Origin of the sequence: Roseibium litorale (assembly GCF_014842915.1) — a bacterium.
Lineage (GTDB): Bacteria > Pseudomonadota > Alphaproteobacteria > Rhizobiales > Stappiaceae > Roseibium > Roseibium litorale.
In genome coordinates this window covers 93,177-114,396 of record NZ_JACYXI010000015.1, presented here as the reverse complement: position 1 = coordinate 114,396, position 21,220 = coordinate 93,177, and the positions used below count along the sequence as shown (strand labels likewise).

The window sequence follows — 21,220 nt, the reverse complement described above, 5'->3', positions numbered from 1 at the left end:
AACACGCTGCCGGAGTTCCAAAGGATGTGGCTTGCCCATCAACGCCCCCTTGCTTCGTTTCAAAACAAGGAATCACGGATCAAACAAAATGGGAATCCTGAATCCGGTCAGCAACGACACGCTCTAAAAGTTCCCGTCCTTCTCTTCAAAAAGGACGAAACCATGAATTCCTCTGAAGTCGCCCGCTATTGGGAAGGGAACGCGGAAACCTGGACCCGTCTGGCCCGAGCCGGATTTGACCAGTATCGCGATGCCCTGAACACGCCTGAGTTCTTCCGCATCCTGCCCGACATCAACGGCCTCACCGGCATCGATATCGGCTGCGGCGAAGGCAGCAACACCCGCAAGCTCGCTGCCCTTGGCGCAACGCTCCACGCTGTCGATATCGCGCCCACGTTCCTGCGCCATGCACAGGAGAGCGAAGACCAGCACCCTCTCGGGATCCGCTACCGCTATGGCGATGCCACAACCTTGGATGAACCGGACGCGGCATATGATTTCGCGACCGCCTTCATGAGCCTGATGGATGTGCCTCAGCCGGAGAAAGCCATCGCCGAAGCCTTCCGGGTCCTCAAGCCGGGCGGATTCTTGCAATTTTCCATCCTGCACCCCTGTTTCGTTCCGCCAGTAACGAAAAATCTGCGCGACGAAAACGGCATCTCCTATGGCCGGATGGTCGGCGACTACTTCCGCGAGACGGATGGAGACATTGAAACATGGACCTTCGGACAGGCCCCGGAAGAACTCAAGGCAACCCTGGAGCCTTTTCAGGTTCCCCGCTTCCACAGAACCCTGTCGACCTGGATCAACACCCTCTGCCAGACCGGTTTCGTGATCGAGGAGATCAACGAACCACGAGCAGATGAGGAAACGGCAAAACGGGTTCCGAAAGTCGAGGACACAAGAACCGTGCCTATCTTCCTGCAGATACGTGTACGGAAGCCTGCGTGAAGCAAAAGATAGCGCCTTACCTCACCACGGTAATGCGCTCGGCAGCCCGCGTCACCGCCGTGTAAAGCCAGCGATCCCGATGCTCGCGGAAGGCCCAGCTTTCATCGAACAGAACCACATCGTCCCACTGGGAGCCCTGCGCCTTGTGGACAGTCAGTGCATAACCGTAATCGAACTCATCGGCCTTGCGGCGGATCGCATAGGGGATTGCCTCCGCACCATCCTCGAACATGGCAGGCAGCACACGGACCTTCACCGTATGCTTGCCCGCTTCATCCTCCGGCGTGACATCGAAGCGCAATGTGTTGCCACGAGGTGGGCGCAGTTGCTTGACCGACCAGAGGCCGCCATTCAGCAAGCCCTTGGTCTTGTCATTGCGCAGGCAGACGAGTTTGTCGCCAACGGCGGGCATCGGCGTTGAAAAGCCCTTCAGCTCGCGGATGCGGCCGTTATAGAGACGGCGCGTCTTGTTGGTGCCGACCAGAACCTGGTCTGCGGACAGGATCCGCTCCTTGTCGATGTCCCGGCGGCTGATCACCTGGCTTTCACCAAAAGTGCCATAATCCAGCGTTCCGCCTTCGCGGATCGTCATGGACATGCGGACGATCGGGTTGTCCTGAGCCTGACGGTGAACCTCCGTCAGCATCACGTCCGGCTCGGCCTCGGTGAAATACCCTCCACCCTTGACCGGCGGCAGCTGAGCCGGATCGCCCAGAACCAGAACGGGCGTACCGAAGGACAGGAGATCCTTGCCCAGATCCTCGTCCACCATGGAGCATTCGTCGATGACGATCAGACTGGCCGTCGCCGCGGCACTGTCCCGTTTGATGGCGAACTGCGGGCCATTGTCATCCGAATCGTCATCCACCTCTTCCTCCTCCTTGGTGGAGCGTGGCCGGTAGATGAGGGAGTGGATCGTGCCTGCGTCCTCACAGCCTTTCTGCCGGAGCACGTGGGCAGCCTTGCCGGTGAACGCGCCAAAGCAGACGTCCCCGTCAATGCCCTCTGCCAAATGCCGCGCCAGCGTCGTCTTGCCCGTCCCCGCAAAGCCGAACAGGCGGAAGACCTGTTTGTCGCCGCGCTTCAACCATCGCGAGGTTTCGCTGAGTGCTTTTTCCTGTTCCGGTGACCAGGCCATCGAGAGTTTCCCGTTTCGTTCTCGCCAAAGGCGTGCTTAGCCTGATTTGCACTGACATGCCACGGGAAAGGCTTGCCCATACCCCGATTCCGGGACGTTCTCCGGAGAACCGGTCAGCCTTGCGCCACCAGCAGAGCCCCGCCCGCGATCAGAACGACGCCTGCCCAGGCCCTCAGACTGAGGCTTTCGCCCAGAAGCAACGTCCCGAGAACCGCAACGAAGACCACGCTCAGCTTGTCGACCGGCGCCACCTGGGAGGCCGTGCCCATTTTGAGCGCCCGGTAATAGCAAAGCCAGGAAGCTCCGGTCGCAAGACCGGAGAGAACGAGAAACATCGTTCCCTTGGCGGACAGATCCGACACACCTTTCATCTCACCGGTAGCCACGGCAATCGCACCGGTCAGGCCCAGAATGACGATGGTGCGGATGAAAGTGGCGAGATTCGAGCCAATCTCATTCACGCCAAGCTTGCCAAGAAGGGCGGTCGCGGCTGCAAAGATGGCGGCCAGAACCGCCCATAATTGCCAGGTATCACGCATCGTCATGCCTCCGGAAAAGGACGAAGCCCCCTCTTCGGCGGCCAGCATAAACGAAAACCCCCGCCACGAGGGCGGGGGTTTCAGAAGAAATCATCTTTAAAGACGCTGCGGTCAGGCCGCGACTTCCACATCCGGCTCGCGCAGCACATAGCCACGGCCCCAGACGGTTTCGATGTAATTCTTGCCGGATGTTGCCGCAGCCAGCTTCTTGCGCAGCTTGCAGATGAAGACGTCGATGATCTTCAGTTCCGGCTCGTCCATGCCACCATAGAGATGGTTCAGGAACATTTCCTTGGTGAGCGTCGTTCCCTTGCGCAGGGAAAGCAGCTCAAGCATCTGGTATTCCTTACCAGTCAGGTGGACGCGCTGCCCACCCACTTCAACAGTCTTGGTGTCCAGGTTCACACGCAGATCACCTGTTACGATTACCGACTGAGCATGACCCTTGGAGCGGCGGACGATGGCGTGGATGCGCGCAACCAGTTCGTCCTTGTGGAACGGCTTGGTCATGTAGTCGTCAGCGCCGAAGCCCAGGCCGCGAACCTTGTCCTCGATACCGGCGTTCCCGGAAAGGATCAGGATCGGCGTCTTCACCTTGGAGACGCGCAACGTCCGGAGAACCTCATAGCCGGACATGTCCGGGAGGTTCAAATCCAGCATGATAATGTCGTAATCGTACAGTTTGCCGAGGTCGATGCCTTCCTCGCCAAGATCTGTCGTGTAGACGTTGAAGTTCTCGGATTTCAGCATCAGCTCAATGCTCTGTGCTGTAGCGCTGTCATCCTCAATCAACAATACACGCATGCCAATCCCCTTATGTTGCCTTTCCTAGGCAAGTCGCAACGGCTCTGTCGGTGCCTGCTACGAAGGACTGCCTTTAACCCCGACTCGAAAGCTAGTCGTTAATGGTTAACAAAATCTAATTCGCAGCGGCAAGCCCTAAGGAGCCAAATCTGTGCACAATACCCAAGGGCTTGAATCCCCAGTTAAAATCCGGATCAAAGCCACTTAAAGTCTTGGTTTAGAAAATCGCTGTAAGCGACTCCCGCCAGACTCATTTCCACAAAGCCTTTGGACTGTGTAAAGGCGCTCTCGCCTGTCAACGTTCCGTTCATTAAGATTAAGCAGAGACGTAAACGATAGGTTACCAAGCCACCCCTTTTGAAAGGAATTCAGCGTGAAGTCGCTTTTTGCCGAGATTGATTCGCTGATGGCTACCGAAATTTACGGACGGGTGGCTGCTGTCCAAGGTCTTCTGGTCGAGGTTGCCGGGCCTGTTCATGAAATGAGCGTCGGCTCCCGGCTGATGATCGATAGCGGCGAAGACAACCCGAAAGTTCCCGCAGAAGTCGTAGGTTTCCGCGACGAACGGGCCCTTTGCATGCCTTTCTCCGGCCTTGAAGGTGTCCGGATGGGATGCAAGGCGGTGATCAGCGCCCGTGACAGTGTCGTGCACCCCTCCACTGCTTGGCTGGGCCGCGTCATCAACGCTCTTGGAGAACCGATCGACGGCAAGGGAGACCTTCCTGGCGGCGCGGTTCCCCGCAAACTCCGCAGCAATCCCCCTCCCGCTTCAGAGCGTGCCCGCGTCGGCGGCCCTCTTGATCTTGGCGTCCGGGCCCTGAACACATTCGTGACTTGCTGCGAAGGTCAGCGCATGGGCATTTTCGCAGGCTCCGGCGTCGGAAAATCAGTGCTCATGTCGATGCTTGCCCGGAACACAGACTGTGATGTGGCTGTCATCGGCCTGATCGGCGAACGCGGCCGCGAGGTGCAGGAATTCATTGAGGACGATCTGGGAGAGGAAGGCCTCGCCCGTTCTGTCGTGGTCGTCGCCACTTCGGATGAAAGCGTGCTGATGCGGCGGCAAGCTGCTTATCTCACCATGACCGTGGCCGAACACTTCCGTGACGAGGGGCAAAATGTGCTCTGCATGATGGATTCCATCACCCGGTTTGCCATGGCCCAGCGTGAGATCGGACTATCCATCGGCGAGCCGCCGACCTCCAAGGGCTATACCCCGACTGTGTTTACGGAACTGCCCCGGCTTCTTGAGCGCGCCGGGCCGGGCCGGGTGGGAACCGGGTCCATTACAGGCCTCTTCACCGTGCTTGTGGAAGGTGACAATCACAATGAGCCTGTTGCCGATGCGGTGCGCGGCATTCTGGACGGCCATATCGTGATGGAACGCGGGATTGCAGAACGGGGCCGCTACCCGGCAATTAATGTGCTAAAGTCCGTTTCGAGAACGATGCCCCGCTGTGTGCCGGAACAGCAGCTTCCTGTCCTGCGCAAGGCAAAACAGCTTTTGTCCACATACACGGACATGGAAGAACTGATCCGGTTGGGGGCCTACCGCAAGGGATCAGACCCCACCGTGGATGAGGCAATCCGCCGGTTTGAGCCGATGGAAGCCTTTCTAAACCAGCGCAAAGACGAGGCGACGTCTCTGGCTGAAGGATATTCTCAACTCGCCAACCTTTTGGAAATGACTCCGGGCTAGGATGCGTTTGCTAGGGGAGTATTGAGTTATGAAGACCCGAGACAGCCTCATTCGCCTGAAGCGATTTCAGGTAGATGACAAGCGCCGGCAACTGGGCCAGATCGAAGCCATGATTGCGGAGTTCAACCGCATGGCCGACGAGCTGGACGATCAGATCCGTTCTGAGCAGGAACGCGTTGGCATTACCGACGTGGGCCACTTTGCCTATCCAACTTTTGCCAAGGCAGCAGCCACCCGCCGCGACAATCTGCGCAACTCCGCGCTGGAGCTGGACGAGCAACTGGAACGCGCCAGGGACGAGTTGAACGAAGCAATTGAAGAGTTGAAGAAGTTCGAACAGCTGGAAGAGCGTGACCAGCAAAGGGAACGCAGCGCCCAGGAAGCGGCTGAACAGGACCAGCTCGACGAAATCGCCGGCAGAGCGCGCCTCCGCTAGACGCCGCTTTCCACGAGCTCTCCGGGGCACCTATACCGCCGCGCCCTATACGCGGCGCCTCTTGGCACACCCAGGAAATAAAACTCACCAACAAATGATCGGGAAGACGCCCTTTTGATTGGAGCGGGCTTCCTACGGCGGCTATTTTCCCTTCCTAAGGTCCGCACTTGGCAGGATCAACTAGGGAGAAAACTCATGCTGCGCCGCTTGGCTCTTGCTTTTTGTCTTGTGCTCACGGTTCCGGTAACCGCAGTTCTGGCAGCCGGCGCTCAGCATAAGCTGGCGATTCACGTGGACCAGAACGACCCCGCGGTCATGAACATGGCGCTCAACAATGCGCAGAACGTCCAAGCTTATTACAATGCCAAGGGCGAAAGCGTTGAAATCGAAATCGTAGCCTATGGTCCTGGTCTTGTGATGCTTCGGGAAGACAAAAGCCCAGTCCGCGACCGGATCGCCGCCATGAGCCTCGAAATCCCGTCACTTGCCTTCTCCGCCTGCGGCAACACTCACAGCGCCATGTCAAAGGCAGAGGGCAAAGAGGTCCCCCTCATGAGCGAGGCAACGCTCGTTCCTTCGGGCGTTGTGCGCCTGATGGAGCTACAGGAAGAGGGGTTCTCATACGTCCGGCCCTGACGTTCCAAACGGAACACAGGCAAGCGTATCCGCCGCAGCTGAGAGGTGGCGTCTCTCCACGTCATTTGCGCAAGTCATGCGAGGTGCTATAGGCGGGACCAAGCCATTTGCACAGCCGGACGGAACCGCATGCGCTTTCTGATCGCCATTCTTCTTCCTCTTTCGACCTTCAGTTTCGCGCTGGGCCTGACCCTGCCGCTGATGCGGTTCGAAAGATTGCTGTTCCTGGAAGACCGGCCATCGCTTATCGATATGGTTCTCAGCCTCTACCAGGATCAGGAATATCTGCTGACTGCTCTGGTTGCGGCGTTTTCGATTGGATTTCCCGCCGCAAAGATCGTGCTCACTCACATTGCAGCACTGTCCGGCGGGAAAAGCCGGTCTCTCGCCCTTCTGGCTGCCGTTTCCAAATGGTCAATGCTCGATGTGATGCTCGTCGCGCTGGTTCTGTTCGCGGCAAAGACCAGCGGTCTTGCGGCTGCGAGCGTTCTCCCCGGCCTCTGGTTCTACGCTGCGGCGGCCATCGGCACGGCGGCCACGGCTTTTCTTGCGAAACAGCAGTCCCGCTGATTCCAGCACAAACAGCGTCAGGAATGGACCATTCTGAGGAATCTCGGCTGTTTTACCGCCTAGAGAGACCGCAGCGGGGTTCTGGGCTGGCCGTTGCGCGGCTTCGGTTTGCGCTTGGCGGCAAACTCTCCCCTGGCCCGCTGTGCCAGATGCGGTTTGCTGATACCGCTTGCGGTGACATAGGCGGAAATCCAGTCTGCGGCTTGCGACATGGGAATACGCAAGTGGTCGCACCGGGCTTTTGCCAGAATGGAGAAGGCATCAAGCGACATACCCGCCTTGCGCGCCATGCCGATCACGTCGTCGCGGTCGCCGTTGAAAAGCGCATTCCGGGCCGTAACGGGCGGAACACCAGAGCGGAAAGCAAGCAGATCTGTTGCATGGGACAGCCTCTTGTCCTGAACAAGCAGAATGGAAAGATCGTCGGCTGCGATACCATGCTGCTTGCAGAACCTGAGAAGGCCGGCCACATCCGGACTATCAAGGTTCACTCCAATCGTGCGGCGCACCTGGCGGAGCCTGGCGAGTTGGTCCAGATCTTCCTTGGAAATCGCACCGCTGATCATTTTCTTGAGGTGAGCTGCCGTCGTCTCATTCACGGAAGGCAGCAGCATCTGGCAGATGGATGGGGTCAGGTCACTGCGCAGGGCGAGATCCTCGCGCAGGACGATGTCCTGAATGGCATGTTTGACCAAAGCCCGCAGCGTGAGCCTGGAAAGTTCAATATCCCGGTTGCCCGCCAGCATCCGCCGGACAATCTTGCTGCCCCGTTCCGCCATCAGATGGGACGCCTTCTGGCCGAGGTCCTTCCTGCGCGAGAGCACCTGAAGGTGGCTGTCGCCGAGCGTCTCGGCAAATTCCTCCAGGTGCTCCTGCTGAAAGCCCGGATACTGTTCCAGCATGGGCATGGCAACACGGATGACGTCGGTGGCAAAGGCCATCGCCAACGGCAAAGGTGTCTGAATATGGGGAGCCAGTTTCTTCGAAAGTGCCGCCCGGCTCTGTTCGGAGATATCCTGATAGAGAAGCAAAGCCACTTCGCCAAAAATCTCGGACTCGGCCGCAGTCCGGCGCTCGACTCCCTCGACATACATGTCAGTCAAGGCAGTCAGCAAAGTGTCCCGCGATTTCCCGGACTTGTCACTTGCCAGACCTAGCAACTGAACTGACATGGTTATATCTCCGTTTGCCTTAACTTATTTTGACGTGCGTTAGAGAACCGTAAAATCTGAAGGGACAAACGAACGGATTCAATCCGTTTTTCTGAAAGTGGGTGGCGAGCACGGTGTAAACCGGTTAAGTCTCTGACCCAAATGCGCGGCCTTAGGGCACTGTGCACTGACTTTGATGAATTTCAAATGGGATAGAATACCATGCTGAGTGGAAAACATCTGATTGACGGCGCCTGGGTGGAGGGCGGCACCACATTCAAAACGGTTTCCCCCGCGACAGGCGAGGTCCTGCAGGAAAAAGTGTGGGATGCAGATCAGGCAACTGTCGCGCTTGCGGCCGAAGCAGCGGAACGCGCCTTCGCAGCCTATAGCGCAACCTCGACCGCAGACCGCGCCAAGTTCCTCCGCACCATTGCGGATGAAATCGAAGCCCGTGGCGCAGCCCTAACGGAAACCGCGAACAAGGAAACCGCGCTTCCGGAAGCCCGGCTCAACGGCGAGCGCGGCCGCACAACCGGCCAGCTGCGCCTGTTTGCCGACTGGATCGAAGAGGGCTCCTGCTTTGACGTGCGCATCGATCGCGCGATGCCGGACCGTCAGCCCCTGCCCCGCCCGGATGTCCGCCTGATGCTCAAGGCAATCGGTCCGGTCGGCGTCTTTGGCGCCTCCAACTTCCCGCTCGCTTTCTCCACCGCCGGAGGTGACACCGCGTCCGCTCTGGCAGCCGGCTGCCCGGTCGTCGTCAAGGGGCACCCGGCCCATGCAGGCACCGCAGAGCTGGTCGCCGAAGCCATCCGCGTTGCAATAGAAAAATGCGGCATGCCAAGCGGTACCTTTGGCCTCGTCCAGGGCGCAAGCCAGGCTTCCGGCGGCGCACTTGTCACTCATCCGCTGATCAAGGCCATCGGTTTCACCGGCTCCCTGCGCGGCGGCCGTGCCCTGTTCGATCTGGCGGTTTCCCGCCCTGAGCCAATCCCGTTCTATGGTGAACTCGGATCTGTCAACCCGACCTTCCTCATGCCCGCAGCCCTCAGCGCGCGCGCGGCAGAAGTCGGTGCAGGCTGGGCGCAGTCGCTCACCATGGGCGTTGGCCAGTTCTGCACCAACCCGGGCCTGGTCATCGCCATTGCAGGTCCGGATCTCGACACCTTCACCGATGCAGCCTGCGAAGCCCTTGGCGCCGTTCCGGCCCAGACCATGCTGACAGCTGGCATTGCAAAGGCCTATCAGAGCGCCATCGACGCCCGTATCAAGGGCGGCAAGGCCAATGTGAAGCTGAAAGGCGTTGCAGAGGCTGGTGCCTGTGATGTCTCCCCCGCAGTCTTCGAAGTCGACAGCGCAACCTGGCTGGCAAACCCGGACCTTCATGAGGAGGTCTTCGGCCCCTCCGCCGTCATCGTTGCGTGCCCGGATGCCAGTGCGGTTCTGGAAGTTGCCAAGGCACTTGAAGGCCAGCTGACCGCAACCTTCATCATGGATGATGCGGACCTTGACGCGGTTCTCCCCCTGCTGCCGGTCGTGGAGCGCAAGGCAGGCCGCCTGATGCGCAACAACTTCCCGACCGGTGTAGAGGTCTGCCACGCCATGATGCATGGCGGCCCGTACCCGGCCTCGACCGATGTCCGGTCGACCTCCGTCGGGACCAAGGCTATCGAACGGTTCCTGCGTCCGGTCGCCTTCCAGAACTTCCTTCAGGACATGCTTCCGGAAGCGGCCCGCGATGGCAGCTCTGTCCCGCATCTGGATAACGGCAAGCGGTCCTGATACCGCACCGGCTTGAAAAGAATTGAGGCGGGCATTCGACACCACGAATGTCCGCCTTATATTTTTCCGCCAGGGGAACAGTTTGGGACACACTTCATGTCCCTGTTCCGAAAAGCAGACACAAAACCGGATCGTTCGCATGACATTTCGCCATCGCCTGCAAGCGGGTCTCATAACCCTGTTGCTCTTGTGCTACGCGGCACCCGCCGCATTCGCCCAGACAAATGCCCAGGCTCCTGGCAATGCCTCAACGGCTGCTTCTCCGCAGACAAGTGCGCCAGCTTCTCCTGAAGCTGCGCGAGAAGCTCTGATTCAGCTCCTGCAGGACCCCAAAGGACGATCCGCTCTCATAGATCTGCTGAAGCAGGAGGGAACCACATCACCGGCGAATGGAGTGATGCCGGAAGTCACAGTTGAAACAAACAGCACCCCGGCTGAAAAGCAGGATTCCTCAGCAGCGGCCACTACACCGGATGAAGACGGCACAGCCACAGACCGTGAGCCATTCGCCGTATGGCTGGGAGCAAAAACCCGTCTGATCGCTGATGATCTGTCTGACAACCTCAATCTGATTGGCCGCTCGCTCAATGGCGTTGTGCTGCTGGCAACCGGAGAGGTTCAGATCCGCTGGGATCGTGCCCAAAGCGCCGCCCTTGAGGTCGCAGTGGTCCTGATCACTGCACTCCTGGTATTTTATGCCGGACAGCACGTCCTCAAGTTCGCCCTGAAGAAATATGTCTCACGGGCAGGATACGGCGGCTGGATCAAGCGGACCGTGCTGCTTCTGCTGGTCACACTAGCAGACGGGCTGACCGTGGTGATCGGCTGGGGAGCTGGCTATGCAGCGGCGATTGCAGTCTTCAAAGACAGCCAGAATGCCGGGTTTCTACTGCAAAGCCTCGCGTTGAATGCCTTCGTATTGACGGGCCTTGCCAAGGTGATCCTGCGCACAGTCTTTGCTCCAAACCGTGCGCCTTTGCGTATTCTGCCGTTCAGCGACGAAACTGCCGGAATCTGGTCCCGTCACCTCGGTTTCGTCACTTCCCTGCTTGGTTACGGCCTGATGCTGGGTGTGCCGGTCGCGAATCTCACCATTTCGTTTGTTCTCGGAAATGCCGTACGCGTTCTCGTTGTCCTCGCCGCAACCCTTTATCTGATGATAACAGTGCACCGGCAGCATGAGCGCGTTGCGAAGGGAATCCGCACTTACAGCGAGCGCATGAGCAGCGACATCCTGCAGCAAACCCTTAGGGCTCTTGCGGGTTTCTGGCATCTGATTGCGTATCTCTATGTTCTCGTCGTCCTTGGCATCTGGCTGTCACGCCCCTTCGACGCGGTGACCATCATCGTTCAGGCAACCGGCTTGTCCCTGCTCACGGTCTTCGGCGGTTTCATGCTGTCGTTCGCCATGACGCGGGCAATCGTCGGCGGCATTCGTGTGCCAGCCAATGTGAGAGAGAGCTTGCCGGCGCTGGAAAGCCGTCTCAACACCTTCGTTCCCTACCTCTTAAAGCTGTTCAGATTCCTGGTCTTCGTTGGAACACTTCTGATCCTTGCGGACATCTGGGGAGCCATCGGGCTCTTTGAATGGGTGAACTCCACCACCGGACGTGAGATTCTTGACCGGTATAGCTCTGCACTTCTGGTCGTTCTGGTCAGCTTTGTCGTCTGGCTGGCAGTGATGTCATGGATCGACCTGCGTCTTCGCAGCCATTCTGGCTACGTCGTAACCGCCCGCGTGCGCACCTTGTTCCAGCTTTTCCGCAACGCATTCACGGTGGTCATGATCGTGATGGGCGCCCTTCTGTGCCTTTCGGAAGTCGGCGTCGATATCGGGCCTCTTATCGCTGGTGCCGGTGTTGTCGGTCTGGCGATTTCCTTCGGTGCCCAGACCCTGGTGAAGGACATCATCACCGGGGCTTTCATCCAGATCGAGAATGCCATCAACGAGGGCGACGTGGTCACGGTGGGGGGCATTACCGGTGCTGTGGAACACCTGACTGTCCGATCCGTCCGGCTGCGCGATGTAGACGGCACCACCCACATCGTACCGTTCTCGGCCGTCGACACCGTTTCCAACTTCATGCGCGACTTCTCCTATCATGTCGCTCTGATCGGCGTTTCCTATGACACGGATATACGCAAGGCCAAGGCGGCGATGGAGGAAGCCTTTGAGCGCCTCAGAAACACCGAGGCCGGCAAGGACATCATCGCGGACCTGGAAATGCATGGCGTTACCAGCTTCGGGGATTCTGCCGTCAACATCCGGGCGCGCATCAAGACCCTCCCGGGGTCCCAATGGGGAATTGGCCGCGCCTATAATGAGCACATAAAGGATGTTTTCGACGAGCAAGGCATTGAAATTCCTTTCCCGCAGGTGACCTACCATTCCGCAAATCCGGCTATCGTGGAGGAGCTGGAAAAAACCACCTCGCGGGACAAGGACGAGCCCAATGACCGGCCAGCAAAGGACTCTCCGAACGAAAACGACGCAGATGCCGACGCAGGCGAAGCGGACTCCGATGACGCTCCGCGTTGATCGCGAGAGCCGGAAAAGTGAGCAGGCCGCCGGAGCACTTCCGGCGGCCTTTTCATTGATTGAACTTCGCTAAGTTTCGTTTTATTTTCGCTTCATCACAATATCGCGCATCAGACCACTCAGGAGACGCCTTAATGACCCCCGAATTCGACCTCATCGTAATCGGTGGCGGTATCAACGGAACCGGGATTGCCCGCGACGCGGTAGGCCGCGGTGCAAGTGTGCTTCTGGCAGAAATGGGTGACCTTGCAGGCGCAACGTCTTCGGCCTCGACCAAGCTCATCCACGGCGGTCTGCGCTACCTGGAATACTACGAGTTCAATCTGGTCAGAAAGGCTCTGAAGGAGCGTGAGGTTCTTTGGCGGGCAGCCCCTCACATTGCCTGGCCGCTGCGCTTCATCCTGCCCCACCACAAGGACCTGCGCCCGGCATGGCTGCTGCGTCTTGGCCTGTTTCTCTATGACCACCTTGGTGGCCGCAAACTGCTGCCGGCAACCAAGACCGTGCGCCTGGACAAGCCTCCCTTCTCCAGCGGGCTGAAGAGCCTGTTCCGCAGGGGCTTTGAATATTCCGACTGCTGGGTGGACGACGCCCGCCTTGTCGCGCTCAATGCCCGCGATGCGGCAGACCGCGGCGCGGAGATCCTGACCCGGACGAAATGCATCAGCGCCCGCCGCGAAAATGGCCATTGGTCCGTAACGCTTGAAAACACTGCGACCGGAGAGCAGCGCCTCGTCACCGCCAAGGTGCTGGTCAACGCGGCAGGTCCCTGGGTTGCGTCCATGCTGTCCGGTGTTGCAGGGGTTAACCGCTCTTCCAATGTGCGGCTCGTCAAGGGCAGCCACATTGTCGTGCCGCGCTTGTTCGACCATGACCGCTGCTTCATTTTCCAGAATGGCGATGGCCGGATTATCTTCGCTATTCCGTATGAGACCGATTTCACGCTGATTGGAACCACCGACGTGGACTACCAGGAGGAGCCGGGAAAGGTCGCCATCTCAAAAGACGAGATCGACTATCTGTGCCGCTCTGTCAGCGAGTATCTCGAAACACCGGTCAAGCCGGAAGACATCGTTCACACCTATTCCGGCGTGCGCCCCCTCTACGATGATGGCGCAAAAGACGCGAAAGCCGCCACCCGCGATTACGTTCTGGAACTGGACGGTGGTGACGCCGGAAACCCGGCGCTACTGTCCGTTTTCGGCGGGAAAATCACCACCTACCGCAAGCTGGCGGAACACGTTCTGGAAAAGCTGGAGCCGTTCCTTCCATTCAAGAACGGGCCCTGGACGGCTTATGCTCCGCTGCCCGGAGGCAACTTCCCGGTGCTTGCCTTCAACGAGGAAGTTCAGAAGCTGCGGGACGCGTTCCCGTTCCTGGCCGCCTCTCATGCAACCCGTCTGGTGCGCGCCTATGGCACAGACGCCCGGATGATCCTCGACGGAGTTTCCTCACCGGCGGAGCTTGGCCGCAACTTCGGTCATGATCTTTATGAGGATGAAGTCCTCTGGCTCGTTGGCCGTGAATGGGCGCGGACGGCGGAGGATATCCTGTGGCGCCGGTCCAAACTGGGGCTTCGTGTCAGCAAGGATGAAGCTGACGCACTGGACGGCTTCCTGAAGGACTATCTTGCAACCCGCACGTCAGCCTCGGCATAAATTAAGAAGAACAACCGCGGCAAACCGGCAAAACCAGCCGCTGAAGCTACATCAGGAGGAAACAATGGCGGGAGCCATTCTAGCCATCGATCAGGGCACAACGTCCAGCAGGGCGATCGTATTCGGCAGTGATTTTCAGCCGGTCAGCGTCGGCCAGAAAGAGTTCCCGCAGCATTTTCCACGCTCCGGCTGGGTTGAGCATGATCCGGAAGACCTTTGGTCCACAACGGCCGCGGTCTGCCGGGAGGCCCTTGAGCGCGCCCATGTGGCAATTGCCGATATTGCAGCAATAGGCATCACCAATCAGCGGGAAACCGCGGTTGTCTGGGACAAGAAGACCGGCAAGCCGGTCTATAACGCGATTGTCTGGCAGGACCGCCGCACAGCCGATGTCTGCGCCAAACTCCGGGCTGCTAGCAAAGAGGCTCTGATCACATCCAAGACCGGCTTGATCCTTGACCCCTATTTCTCCGGCACCAAGGTTGCCTGGATCCTGGACAATGTGGAAGGCGCACGGGCACGGGCGGAGCGGGGCGAACTGGCGTTCGGTACAGTGGATTCCTGGCTGATCTGGCACCTGACGGGGGGTGAGAAGCACGTCACCGATGCGACCAATGCCTCGCGCACCCTGCTCTACAACATCCATGACAATTGCTGGGACGAAGAACTGTGCGGCCTGATCGGCGTTCCCATGAACATGCTGCCCGAGGTCAAGGACTGCGCCGACGATTTCGGGATGACCAGGGCTGATCTGTTTGGGCGTCCCATTCCCATCCTTGGCGTTGCCGGCGACCAGCAGGCAGCAACGCTGGGCCAGGCCTGTTTCGAGCCGGGAATGGTCAAGTCGACCTATGGCACGGGCTGCTTTGCTCTGATCAACACGGGCAAGGAACCGGTTTCTTCCAAAAACCGGCTGCTGACGACAATCGCATACCGGCTGAACGGCGAAACCACCTATGCGCTGGAGGGATCGATCTTCGCGGCCGGCACCACCGTTCAGTGGCTGCGCGACGGGCTCGGCATCATCACGTCGGCCTCAGACACCCAGGCAATGGCGGAGCGCTCGAACCGCGAGCAACAGATCTACCTGGTTCCGGCCTTCGTCGGCCTCGGCGCGCCTCATTGGGATGCGGATGCCCGCGCGGCCATCTACGGCCTGACCCGCGCTACCGGCCCGGATGATTTTGCCCGCGCTGCACTGGAAAGCGTTGGCTACCAGACCCGCGATCTGATTGATGCGATGCAGGCAGACTGGTCCGCACAAGGTCAAACCGTTCTGCGTGTCGATGGCGGCATGTCGGCCTCCGACTGGACCATGCAGTTTCTGGCAGACATTCTGGGTGCCCCCGTGGACCGGCCTAAGGTCTCTGAAACCACCGCGCTCGGCGCCGCCTGGCTGGCTGGTTCCCACGCGGGAGCCTGGCCAGGACAAACCGAATTTTCCGCCAAATGGCTGCTGGACCGGAGATTTTCCCCGGAAATGGCTCAAGCAGATCGCGACAAATTGCTCGCCGGCTGGCGGGACGCCGTGCGCCGGACCCGGTCGAATTGAACCTGGCTGCCCCGCCGGAGACCAACCGGTGGGGCCAATTATATATGATATATCATACCATTAGGCGTGTACTGCGCAGTACTCTATTCGGGATAAAGTTTCCCGTGAGCGACATCGAACCAGCACGTCATTACGACAGCATAGCTGACCTAGTGAATATTTTCCCCGTTAATGCCATTTTTCGAAATATTTCCGCTGTTGATTTTATTGGCAAAACCCTCTTAGTTTGGCCCAGTCCCGGGCACCAGAGCGCCACTTTTTCGCCAAGACGCCGCCCAGGGATCCTTCATCAAGGGGAGATAAATTTGATGATTATTCAGAAAACCCTGAAGGCCGCCCTTCTGGGTGTCAGCCTTGCCGTAGTCGCTGCAACCGGCGCGTCTGCCAAAACCTTGGTCTATTGCTCGGAAGGCTCTCCGGAAGGGTTCGATCCGGCCCTCTACACCGCAGGCACTACCTTCGACGCTTCTTCCAAGCCGGTTTACAACCGTCTGGTCGAGTTCAAGCGCGGAACCACCGAAGTCGTGCCGGGCCTGGCTGAGAGCTGGGACGTTTCCGAAGACGGGCTGGAGTACACTTTCCACCTGCGCAAGGGTGTCAAGTTCCACACCACCGGCTTCTTCACCCCGACCCGTGACTTCAACGCCGATGACGTTGTTTTCTCCTTCGAGCGTCAGCTGAAGAAGGACAATCCCTGGCACGAATACACCCAGGGCGCGTCCTGGGAATACTTCGACGGCATGTCCATGCCGGACCTGATCAAGGAAATCGTCAAGGTTGACGACAACACGGTCAAATTCGTCCTGAACCGCCCCGAAGCTCCGATGATCGCCAACCTGGCGATGGACTTCGCGTCGATCTTCTCTGCCGAATATGCAGCTCAGCTTGAAGCTGCAGGCAAGAAGGAAATGCTGAACCAGGAACCGGTCGGCACGGGCCCGTTCTCCTTCGTTGGCTACCAGAAGGATGCGGTCATCCGCTATCAGGCTTTTGCAGACTATTGGGGCGGCAAGCAGCCGATCGACAACCTGATCTTCGCAATCACCACCGACGCAGCCGTCCGCCTGCAAAAGCTGAAGGCAGGCGAATGCCACGTGATGCCTTATCCGGCTCCGGCTGACATTGCTGACATCAAGGCAGACGGCAATCTGTCCATGATGGAACAGCAGGGCCTGAATGTTGGCTACCTCGCCTACAACACCAAGCAGGCTCCGTTCGACAAGACCGAAGTCCGCAAGGCGCTGAACCACGCCATCAACAAGCAGGCGATCCTCGACGCAGTCTTCCAGGGCTCCGGCCAGGCAGCGAAGAACCCGATCCCGCCGACGATGTGGTCCTACAACAACGCCATCGAAGATGACGCGTTCGACCTGGACCTTGCCAAGAAGATGCTGGATGAAGCAGGCGTCAAGGATCTTTCCATGAAGATCTGGGCAATGCCGGTGCAGCGTCCGTATAACCCGAACGCCCGCCGCATGGCCGAAATCATCCAGGCTGACTTCGCCAAGATCGGCGTCAACGTGGAAATCGTCTCCTACGAGTGGGGTGAATACCTCAACCGTTCCAAGGCTGAAGACCGCGATGGTGCTGTTCTGCTGGGCTGGACCGGTGACAACGGTGATCCGGACAACTTCCTGGCCGTTCTTCTCGGCTGCGACGGCGTGGGCGGTTCCAACCGTGCACAATGGTGCAACAAGGACTTCGAGGACCTGATCCAGAAGGCCAAGATTGTCTCCGACAAGGCCGAGCGCACCAAGCTCTATGAAGAAGCTCAGGTCGTGTTCAAGAAGGAAGCTCCGTGGGCAACCATTGCGCATTCCGTGGTGTTCATGCCGATGTCCTCGAAGGTCTCCGGCTACGTCATGGATCCGCTGGGTGGCCACTGGTTCGACGGTGTTGACATCGCCGAGTAAGGTTTCCTGACCCTTCGGGCGCCGGCGGTAGAGCTGCCGGCGCCCTGTCTGTTTCTGAGGCGCCCGTGCGGCGTCCTCTTCATACCCGGGCTACGGTATGCTTCGTTTTCTTCTAAGCCGCTTCGGATTGCTGATCCCGACGTTCTTCGGCGTCACTCTGGTTGCGTTCAGCTTCATCCGCCTGCTTCCCGGCGACCCGCTGGAGCTTCTGGCCGGCGAGCGCGGGATCGACCCCGCCCGCAAGGCGGAACTGATGGCCAACATGGGCTTCGACAAGCCGCAATGGCAGCAGTACCTCAGCTATCTGTGGGACGTGCTTCACGGAGATCTGGGTGTCTCCTTTGCCTCCAAGAAGCCGGTTCTGACCGAATTCCTCACCCTGTTCCCCGCCACCGCCGAACTCGCCTTCTGCGCCATCATCATCGCGGTCTGCCTGGGCATTCCGGCAGGCATCTTCGCCGCCGTGAAGCGCGGATCCGTTGCTGACCAGGCGATCATGGGCACGGCTCTGGTCGGCTATTCCATGCCGATCTTCTGGTGGGGCCTGCTTCTGATCATCCTCTTCTCCGGCATCCTGCAGTGGACCCCGGTCTCGGGCCGCATCTCGCTGATGTATTTCTTCCCGCAGGTGACCGGCTTCATGCTGATCGACAGTCTTCTGTCGGGGCAAAAAGGCGCCTTCACATCCGCGCTCAGCCACTTGATCCTGCCATCCATTGTGCTCGCGACCATTCCTCTTGCGGTGATTGCCCGCCAGACGCGCTCGGCCATGCTCGAAGTTCTGGGCGAGGATTATGTCCGCACGGCACGGGCCAAAGGCCTGCCGCCGCGCCGGGTCATCGGGCTTCACGCGCTGCGCAACGCTCTTATCCCCGTGATCACCACCATCGGCCTTCAGGTCGGCGTGCTTCTTGCGGGCGCCATCCTGACCGAAACGATCTTCTCCTGGCCGGGTATCGGCAAGTGGCTGGTCGACAGCATTTCCCGCCGCGACTACTTCGTGGTCCAGGGCGGACTGCTGCTGATCGCCGCCATCATCATGCTCGTCAACCTGATCGTGGACCTGCTCTACGGCCTGGTGAACCCGCGTATCCGCCACAGGTGAGACCCAAGTCATGACAGAAATCACCCCCAACGGCGTCGACACAACAGTTCTCGAGAAAGAGAGCCGCAACGCCACCCGGGCCATGCTGACGGAGTTCTGGTATTATTTTTCCCAGAACAAAGGCGCCGTCATCGGCCTGATCGTCTTCCTGGCTCTGGTTCTCGTGGCCATCTGCGCACCGCTGATTGCCCCGCACGACCCGAGCCTGCAATACCGTGACAGCTTCCTGACCCCGCCCGCGTGGCAGGAAGGCGGCAAGGCGGCATTCCTGCTCGGAACCGACGCTGTCGGGCGCGACATCCTCTCCCGCCTTATCTTCGGGGCGCAGTACTCCCTGTTCATCGGCGTGATCGTGGTGAGCATCGCGCTGGCCGGCGGCATTAGTCTTGGCCTTATCGCAGGCTATGTCGGCGGCGTCGTCGATACGCTGATCATGCGCGTCATGGATATCATCCTGGCCTTCCCGTCCCTGCTGCTCGCCCTCGTGCTCGTGGCCGTGCTTGGGCCGGGCCTGACAAACGCCATGATTGCCATCGCCCTGGTGCTACAGCCCCATTTCGTGCGCCTGACCCGCGCGGCCGTCATGGCCGAGCGGAACCGGGATTACGTGGTTGCCGCCCGTGTGGCCGGTGCCGGGCATTTGCGCCTGATGGTCAAGACCATCCTGCCGAACTGCCTGGCCCCGCTGATCGTTCAGGCAACCCTGTCCTTCTCCAACGCGATTCTGGATGCGGCAGCCCTTGGCTTCCTCGGCATGGGCGCTCAGCCGCCCACTCCGGAATGGGGCACCATGCTGGCCGAAGCGCGCGAGTTCATTCTCCGCGCCTGGTGGGTCGTTACTTTCCCTGGCCTTGCCATCCTCATCACCGTTCTGGCCATCAATCTGGTCGGCGACGGCCTGCGCGATGCGCTTGACCCGAAGCTGAAGAGGAGCTGAGCCGATGCCGCTTCTTGAAATCCGCAATCTCAGGGTCGAGTTCGACACTGCCAAGGGCCCGTTCCGGGCGCTGGACGGCGTCGACTACACCGTGGACGCCGGTGAAGTGCTCGCCATCGTTGGCGAATCCGGCTCCGGCAAGTCCGTTGCCATGCTCGCCACCATGGGGCTTCTGCCCGATACGGCGACCATCACCGCTGATGTGATGGAGTTCGAAGGCCGCGACCTGCGCAAGCTCTCCCCCAAAGAGCGCCGCCAGGTTATCGGCAAAGACATCTCCATGATCTTCCAGGAACCGATTGCCAGCCTCAACCCGTGCTTCACAGTCGGGTTCCAGCTGAGCGAAGCCCTGAAAGTTCACACCAATCTGTCGAAGACGGACCGCAAGGCCCGTGTGCTCGAACTGATGCGTGCAGTCGGCCTGCCCGATCCGGAACGCCGCCTCAACGCCTTCCCGCATCAAATGTCCGGTGGCCAGTGCCAGCGTGTCATGATCGCCATGGCCATTGCCTGTTCGCCCAAGCTGCTGATCGCTGACGAGCCGACCACGGCTCTCGACGTGACGATCCAGAAGCAGATCCTCGATCTTCTGGTGAAGCTGCAGCAGGACAGCGGCATGGGCCTGATCATGATCACCCATGACATGGGCGTGGTGGCGGAAACCGCCGACCGGGTCATCGTCCAATACAAGGGCCGCAAGATGGAGGAAGCCGATGTGCTGTCCCTCTTCGAAGCCCCCAAGAGCAACTACACCAAGGCCCTGTTGTCGGCCCTGCCGGAAAACGCGACGGGCGACCGTCTGCCGACAGTGAGCGACTTTGCCGGCGCGGGAGGTTTCTGATGAGCAGCGATCCCATCCTCAAGGTCCGCGATCTCTACCGGACCTATGACATCAAGGGCGGCCTGTTCCGCAAATCGTCAACTCTGACCGCCGTGAAGGGCGTCAGCTTGGACGTGGAGCGCGGCTCCACCCTTGCCATCGTCGGCGAAAGCGGCTGCGGCAAGTCCACCCTCGCCCGCATGCTCTCCATGATCGATGCCCAGTCGTCCGGCTCCATCGAGATCGGCGGCATGCAGATCGACATTGCCAAGACCGGCATTTCCCGCGAGATGCGCCAGATGGTGCAGATCGTGTTCCAGAACCCCTATGGCTCGCTCAACCCGCGCCAGAAGATCGGGCATGTTCTGGAAGAGCCTCTGCTGCTGAACACCAGCATGAGCGCGGCGGAACGCCGGGATCTGGCGCTGGAAATGCTGCAGAAGGTGGGCCTTCAGCCGGAGCATTATGGCCGCTATCCGCATATGTTCTCCGGCGGCCAGCGCCAGCGCATCGCCATTGCCCGTGCCATCATGCTGAAACCGAAGCTCCTGGTGCTGGACGAGCCGGTCTCCGCGCTCGATCTGTCGGTTCAGGCACAGATCCTGAACCTGCTCAAGGACCTTCAGGACGAAATGGGCCTGACCTATGTCTTCATCAGCCATGACCTGTCGGTCGTGCGTTACCTCGCCGACAAGGTGATGGTGATGTATTTCGGCGAAGTGGTGGAATACGGCACGCGGGATGACGTCTTCAGCGACCCGAAGCACGACTACACCCGCACCCTCTTCGCCGCGACGCCCCAGGCGGACGTGGACAGCATCCGGAAGAGGCTGGCCGCCAAGGCAGCGTGAAAGGGGTAGTTCCCTTTCCTATGTGCGCGCCTCATAGGACTGATCGCTGCGATCTGTAGCGAACGATGTCTGCACAAATGTGTCCGCGAACTCCCGTCTCCCCCCTCGCGGGGGAGATGGCCCCGAAGGGGTCAGA

General features: G+C 59.6%; 18 protein-coding genes. 14 read left to right on the top strand and 4 right to left on the bottom strand.

Annotation, left to right across the window (positions count from 1 at the left end):
- The first annotated feature begins 162 nt into the window (after positions 1–162).
- Positions 163–951 carry a class I SAM-dependent methyltransferase gene (locus IG616_RS19725; protein ID WP_192150088.1) on the top strand — a complete coding sequence of 263 codons (789 nt, stop codon included), beginning with the start codon at positions 163–165 and terminating at the stop codon, positions 949–951.
- A gap of 16 nt (positions 952–967) precedes the next feature.
- On the opposite strand, the gene IG616_RS19720 is transcribed toward IG616_RS19725, so the two are convergent.
- From IG616_RS19720 to ctrA, 3 genes are all read right to left on the bottom strand, one after another.
- Positions 968–2,089, bottom strand: coding sequence for an ATP-dependent DNA helicase (locus IG616_RS19720; RefSeq protein WP_192150086.1), 1,122 nt, complete (start codon positions 2,087–2,089; stop codon positions 968–970).
- 113 nt (positions 2,090–2,202) lie between these two features.
- Positions 2,203–2,634: an EamA family transporter gene (locus tag IG616_RS19715; RefSeq protein ID WP_192150084.1), complete on the bottom strand. Its 432-nt coding sequence runs from the start codon at positions 2,632–2,634 to the stop codon at positions 2,203–2,205.
- A 105-nt stretch (positions 2,635–2,739) separates the two neighbouring features.
- Positions 2,740–3,432, bottom strand: coding sequence for a response regulator transcription factor CtrA (gene ctrA / locus IG616_RS19710; protein ID WP_073013530.1), 693 nt, complete (start codon positions 3,430–3,432; stop codon positions 2,740–2,742).
- 373 nt (positions 3,433–3,805) lie between these two features.
- Between ctrA and fliI the strand changes: the two genes are divergently transcribed.
- The 4 genes from fliI (at position 3,806) to IG616_RS19690 (ending at position 6,773) form a co-directional block, all read left to right on the top strand.
- On the top strand, positions 3,806–5,131 hold the full coding sequence (gene fliI, locus IG616_RS19705) for a flagellar protein export ATPase FliI (RefSeq protein ID WP_192150082.1): 1,326 nt from the start codon (positions 3,806–3,808) through the stop codon (positions 5,129–5,131).
- A 28-nt stretch (positions 5,132–5,159) separates the two neighbouring features.
- Complete coding sequence (gene fliJ, locus IG616_RS19700) at positions 5,160–5,567, top strand: flagellar export protein FliJ (RefSeq protein WP_192150080.1); 408 nt, start codon at positions 5,160–5,162, stop codon at positions 5,565–5,567.
- Positions 5,568–5,762: 195 nt separating this feature from the next.
- On the top strand, positions 5,763–6,203 hold the full coding sequence (locus IG616_RS19695) for a DsrE family protein (RefSeq protein WP_192150078.1): 441 nt from the start codon (positions 5,763–5,765) through the stop codon (positions 6,201–6,203).
- Between the two features lie 129 nt (positions 6,204–6,332).
- Positions 6,333–6,773, top strand: a complete 441-nt coding sequence (locus tag IG616_RS19690) for a paraquat-inducible protein A (RefSeq protein ID WP_192150076.1) — start codon at positions 6,333–6,335, stop codon at positions 6,771–6,773.
- Positions 6,774–6,832: 59 nt separating this feature from the next.
- Here the strand turns inward: IG616_RS19690 and IG616_RS19685 are convergent, their stop codons facing one another.
- Positions 6,833–7,945 (bottom strand): DUF2336 domain-containing protein, encoded by a 1,113-nt coding sequence (locus IG616_RS19685; protein ID WP_192150074.1) that lies wholly within the window; start codon positions 7,943–7,945, stop codon positions 6,833–6,835.
- A gap of 201 nt (positions 7,946–8,146) precedes the next feature.
- Between IG616_RS19685 and IG616_RS19680 the strand changes: the two genes are divergently transcribed.
- The 9 genes from IG616_RS19680 (at position 8,147) to IG616_RS19640 (ending at position 21,084) form a co-directional block, all read left to right on the top strand.
- On the top strand, positions 8,147–9,709 hold the full coding sequence (locus IG616_RS19680) for an aldehyde dehydrogenase (NADP(+)) (protein WP_192150072.1): 1,563 nt from the start codon (positions 8,147–8,149) through the stop codon (positions 9,707–9,709).
- A 139-nt stretch (positions 9,710–9,848) separates the two neighbouring features.
- Entirely contained in the window at positions 9,849–12,248 is a 2,400-nt protein-coding gene (locus IG616_RS19675) for a mechanosensitive ion channel domain-containing protein (protein ID WP_192150070.1), read from the top strand.
- 134 nt (positions 12,249–12,382) lie between these two features.
- On the top strand, positions 12,383–13,906 hold the full coding sequence (gene glpD / locus IG616_RS19670; RefSeq protein WP_192150068.1) for a glycerol-3-phosphate dehydrogenase: 1,524 nt from the start codon (positions 12,383–12,385) through the stop codon (positions 13,904–13,906).
- 64 nt (positions 13,907–13,970) lie between these two features.
- Positions 13,971–15,458 (top strand): glycerol kinase GlpK, encoded by a 1,488-nt coding sequence (gene glpK / locus IG616_RS19665; protein ID WP_192150066.1) that lies wholly within the window; start codon positions 13,971–13,973, stop codon positions 15,456–15,458.
- 308 nt (positions 15,459–15,766) lie between these two features.
- Entirely contained in the window at positions 15,767–17,371 is a 1,605-nt protein-coding gene (locus tag IG616_RS19660) for an ABC transporter substrate-binding protein (RefSeq protein ID WP_192150064.1), read from the top strand.
- Between the two features lie 97 nt (positions 17,372–17,468).
- On the top strand, positions 17,469–18,476 hold the full coding sequence (locus IG616_RS19655; RefSeq protein ID WP_192150062.1) for an ABC transporter permease subunit: 1,008 nt from the start codon (positions 17,469–17,471) through the stop codon (positions 18,474–18,476).
- Between the two features lie 10 nt (positions 18,477–18,486).
- The gene (locus IG616_RS19650) at positions 18,487–19,413 is read left to right on the top strand and encodes an ABC transporter permease subunit (protein WP_192150060.1); all 927 of its coding nucleotides are present in this window, start codon (positions 18,487–18,489) and stop codon (positions 19,411–19,413) included.
- A gap of 4 nt (positions 19,414–19,417) precedes the next feature.
- The gene (locus IG616_RS19645) at positions 19,418–20,254 is read left to right on the top strand and encodes an ABC transporter ATP-binding protein (RefSeq protein ID WP_192150058.1); all 837 of its coding nucleotides are present in this window, start codon (positions 19,418–19,420) and stop codon (positions 20,252–20,254) included.
- Positions 20,254–21,084, top strand: a complete 831-nt coding sequence (locus IG616_RS19640; RefSeq protein ID WP_192150056.1) for an ABC transporter ATP-binding protein — start codon at positions 20,254–20,256, stop codon at positions 21,082–21,084. Before IG616_RS19645 ends, IG616_RS19640 begins: the two co-directional genes overlap by 1 nt.
- Positions 21,085–21,220 lie beyond the last annotated feature (136 nt).

Coding starts and splice junctions, on each gene's coding strand:
- IG616_RS19650 (WP_192150060.1), top strand. CDS start 18,487: ATGACAGAAATCACCCCCAACGGCGTCGACACAACAGTTCTCGAGAAA.
- IG616_RS19675 (WP_192150070.1), top strand. CDS start 9,849: ATGACATTTCGCCATCGCCTGCAAGCGGGTCTCATAACCCTGTTGCTC.
- fliJ (WP_192150080.1), top strand. CDS start 5,160: ATGAAGACCCGAGACAGCCTCATTCGCCTGAAGCGATTTCAGGTAGAT.
- IG616_RS19725 (WP_192150088.1), top strand. CDS start 163: ATGAATTCCTCTGAAGTCGCCCGCTATTGGGAAGGGAACGCGGAAACC.
- IG616_RS19640 (WP_192150056.1), top strand. CDS start 20,254: ATGAGCAGCGATCCCATCCTCAAGGTCCGCGATCTCTACCGGACCTAT.
- IG616_RS19720 (WP_192150086.1), bottom strand. CDS start 2,089: ATGGCCTGGTCACCGGAACAGGAAAAAGCACTCAGCGAAACCTCGCGA.
- IG616_RS19715 (WP_192150084.1), bottom strand. CDS start 2,634: ATGACGATGCGTGATACCTGGCAATTATGGGCGGTTCTGGCCGCCATC.
- IG616_RS19655 (WP_192150062.1), top strand. CDS start 17,469: ATGCTTCGTTTTCTTCTAAGCCGCTTCGGATTGCTGATCCCGACGTTC.
- IG616_RS19645 (WP_192150058.1), top strand. CDS start 19,418: ATGCCGCTTCTTGAAATCCGCAATCTCAGGGTCGAGTTCGACACTGCC.
- IG616_RS19695 (WP_192150078.1), top strand. CDS start 5,763: ATGCTGCGCCGCTTGGCTCTTGCTTTTTGTCTTGTGCTCACGGTTCCG.
- ctrA (WP_073013530.1), bottom strand. CDS start 3,432: ATGCGTGTATTGTTGATTGAGGATGACAGCGCTACAGCACAGAGCATT.
- IG616_RS19680 (WP_192150072.1), top strand. CDS start 8,147: ATGCTGAGTGGAAAACATCTGATTGACGGCGCCTGGGTGGAGGGCGGC.
- IG616_RS19685 (WP_192150074.1), bottom strand. CDS start 7,945: ATGTCAGTTCAGTTGCTAGGTCTGGCAAGTGACAAGTCCGGGAAATCG.
- glpK (WP_192150066.1), top strand. CDS start 13,971: ATGGCGGGAGCCATTCTAGCCATCGATCAGGGCACAACGTCCAGCAGG.
- IG616_RS19660 (WP_192150064.1), top strand. CDS start 15,767: ATGATTATTCAGAAAACCCTGAAGGCCGCCCTTCTGGGTGTCAGCCTT.
- IG616_RS19690 (WP_192150076.1), top strand. CDS start 6,333: ATGCGCTTTCTGATCGCCATTCTTCTTCCTCTTTCGACCTTCAGTTTC.
- glpD (WP_192150068.1), top strand. CDS start 12,383: ATGACCCCCGAATTCGACCTCATCGTAATCGGTGGCGGTATCAACGGA.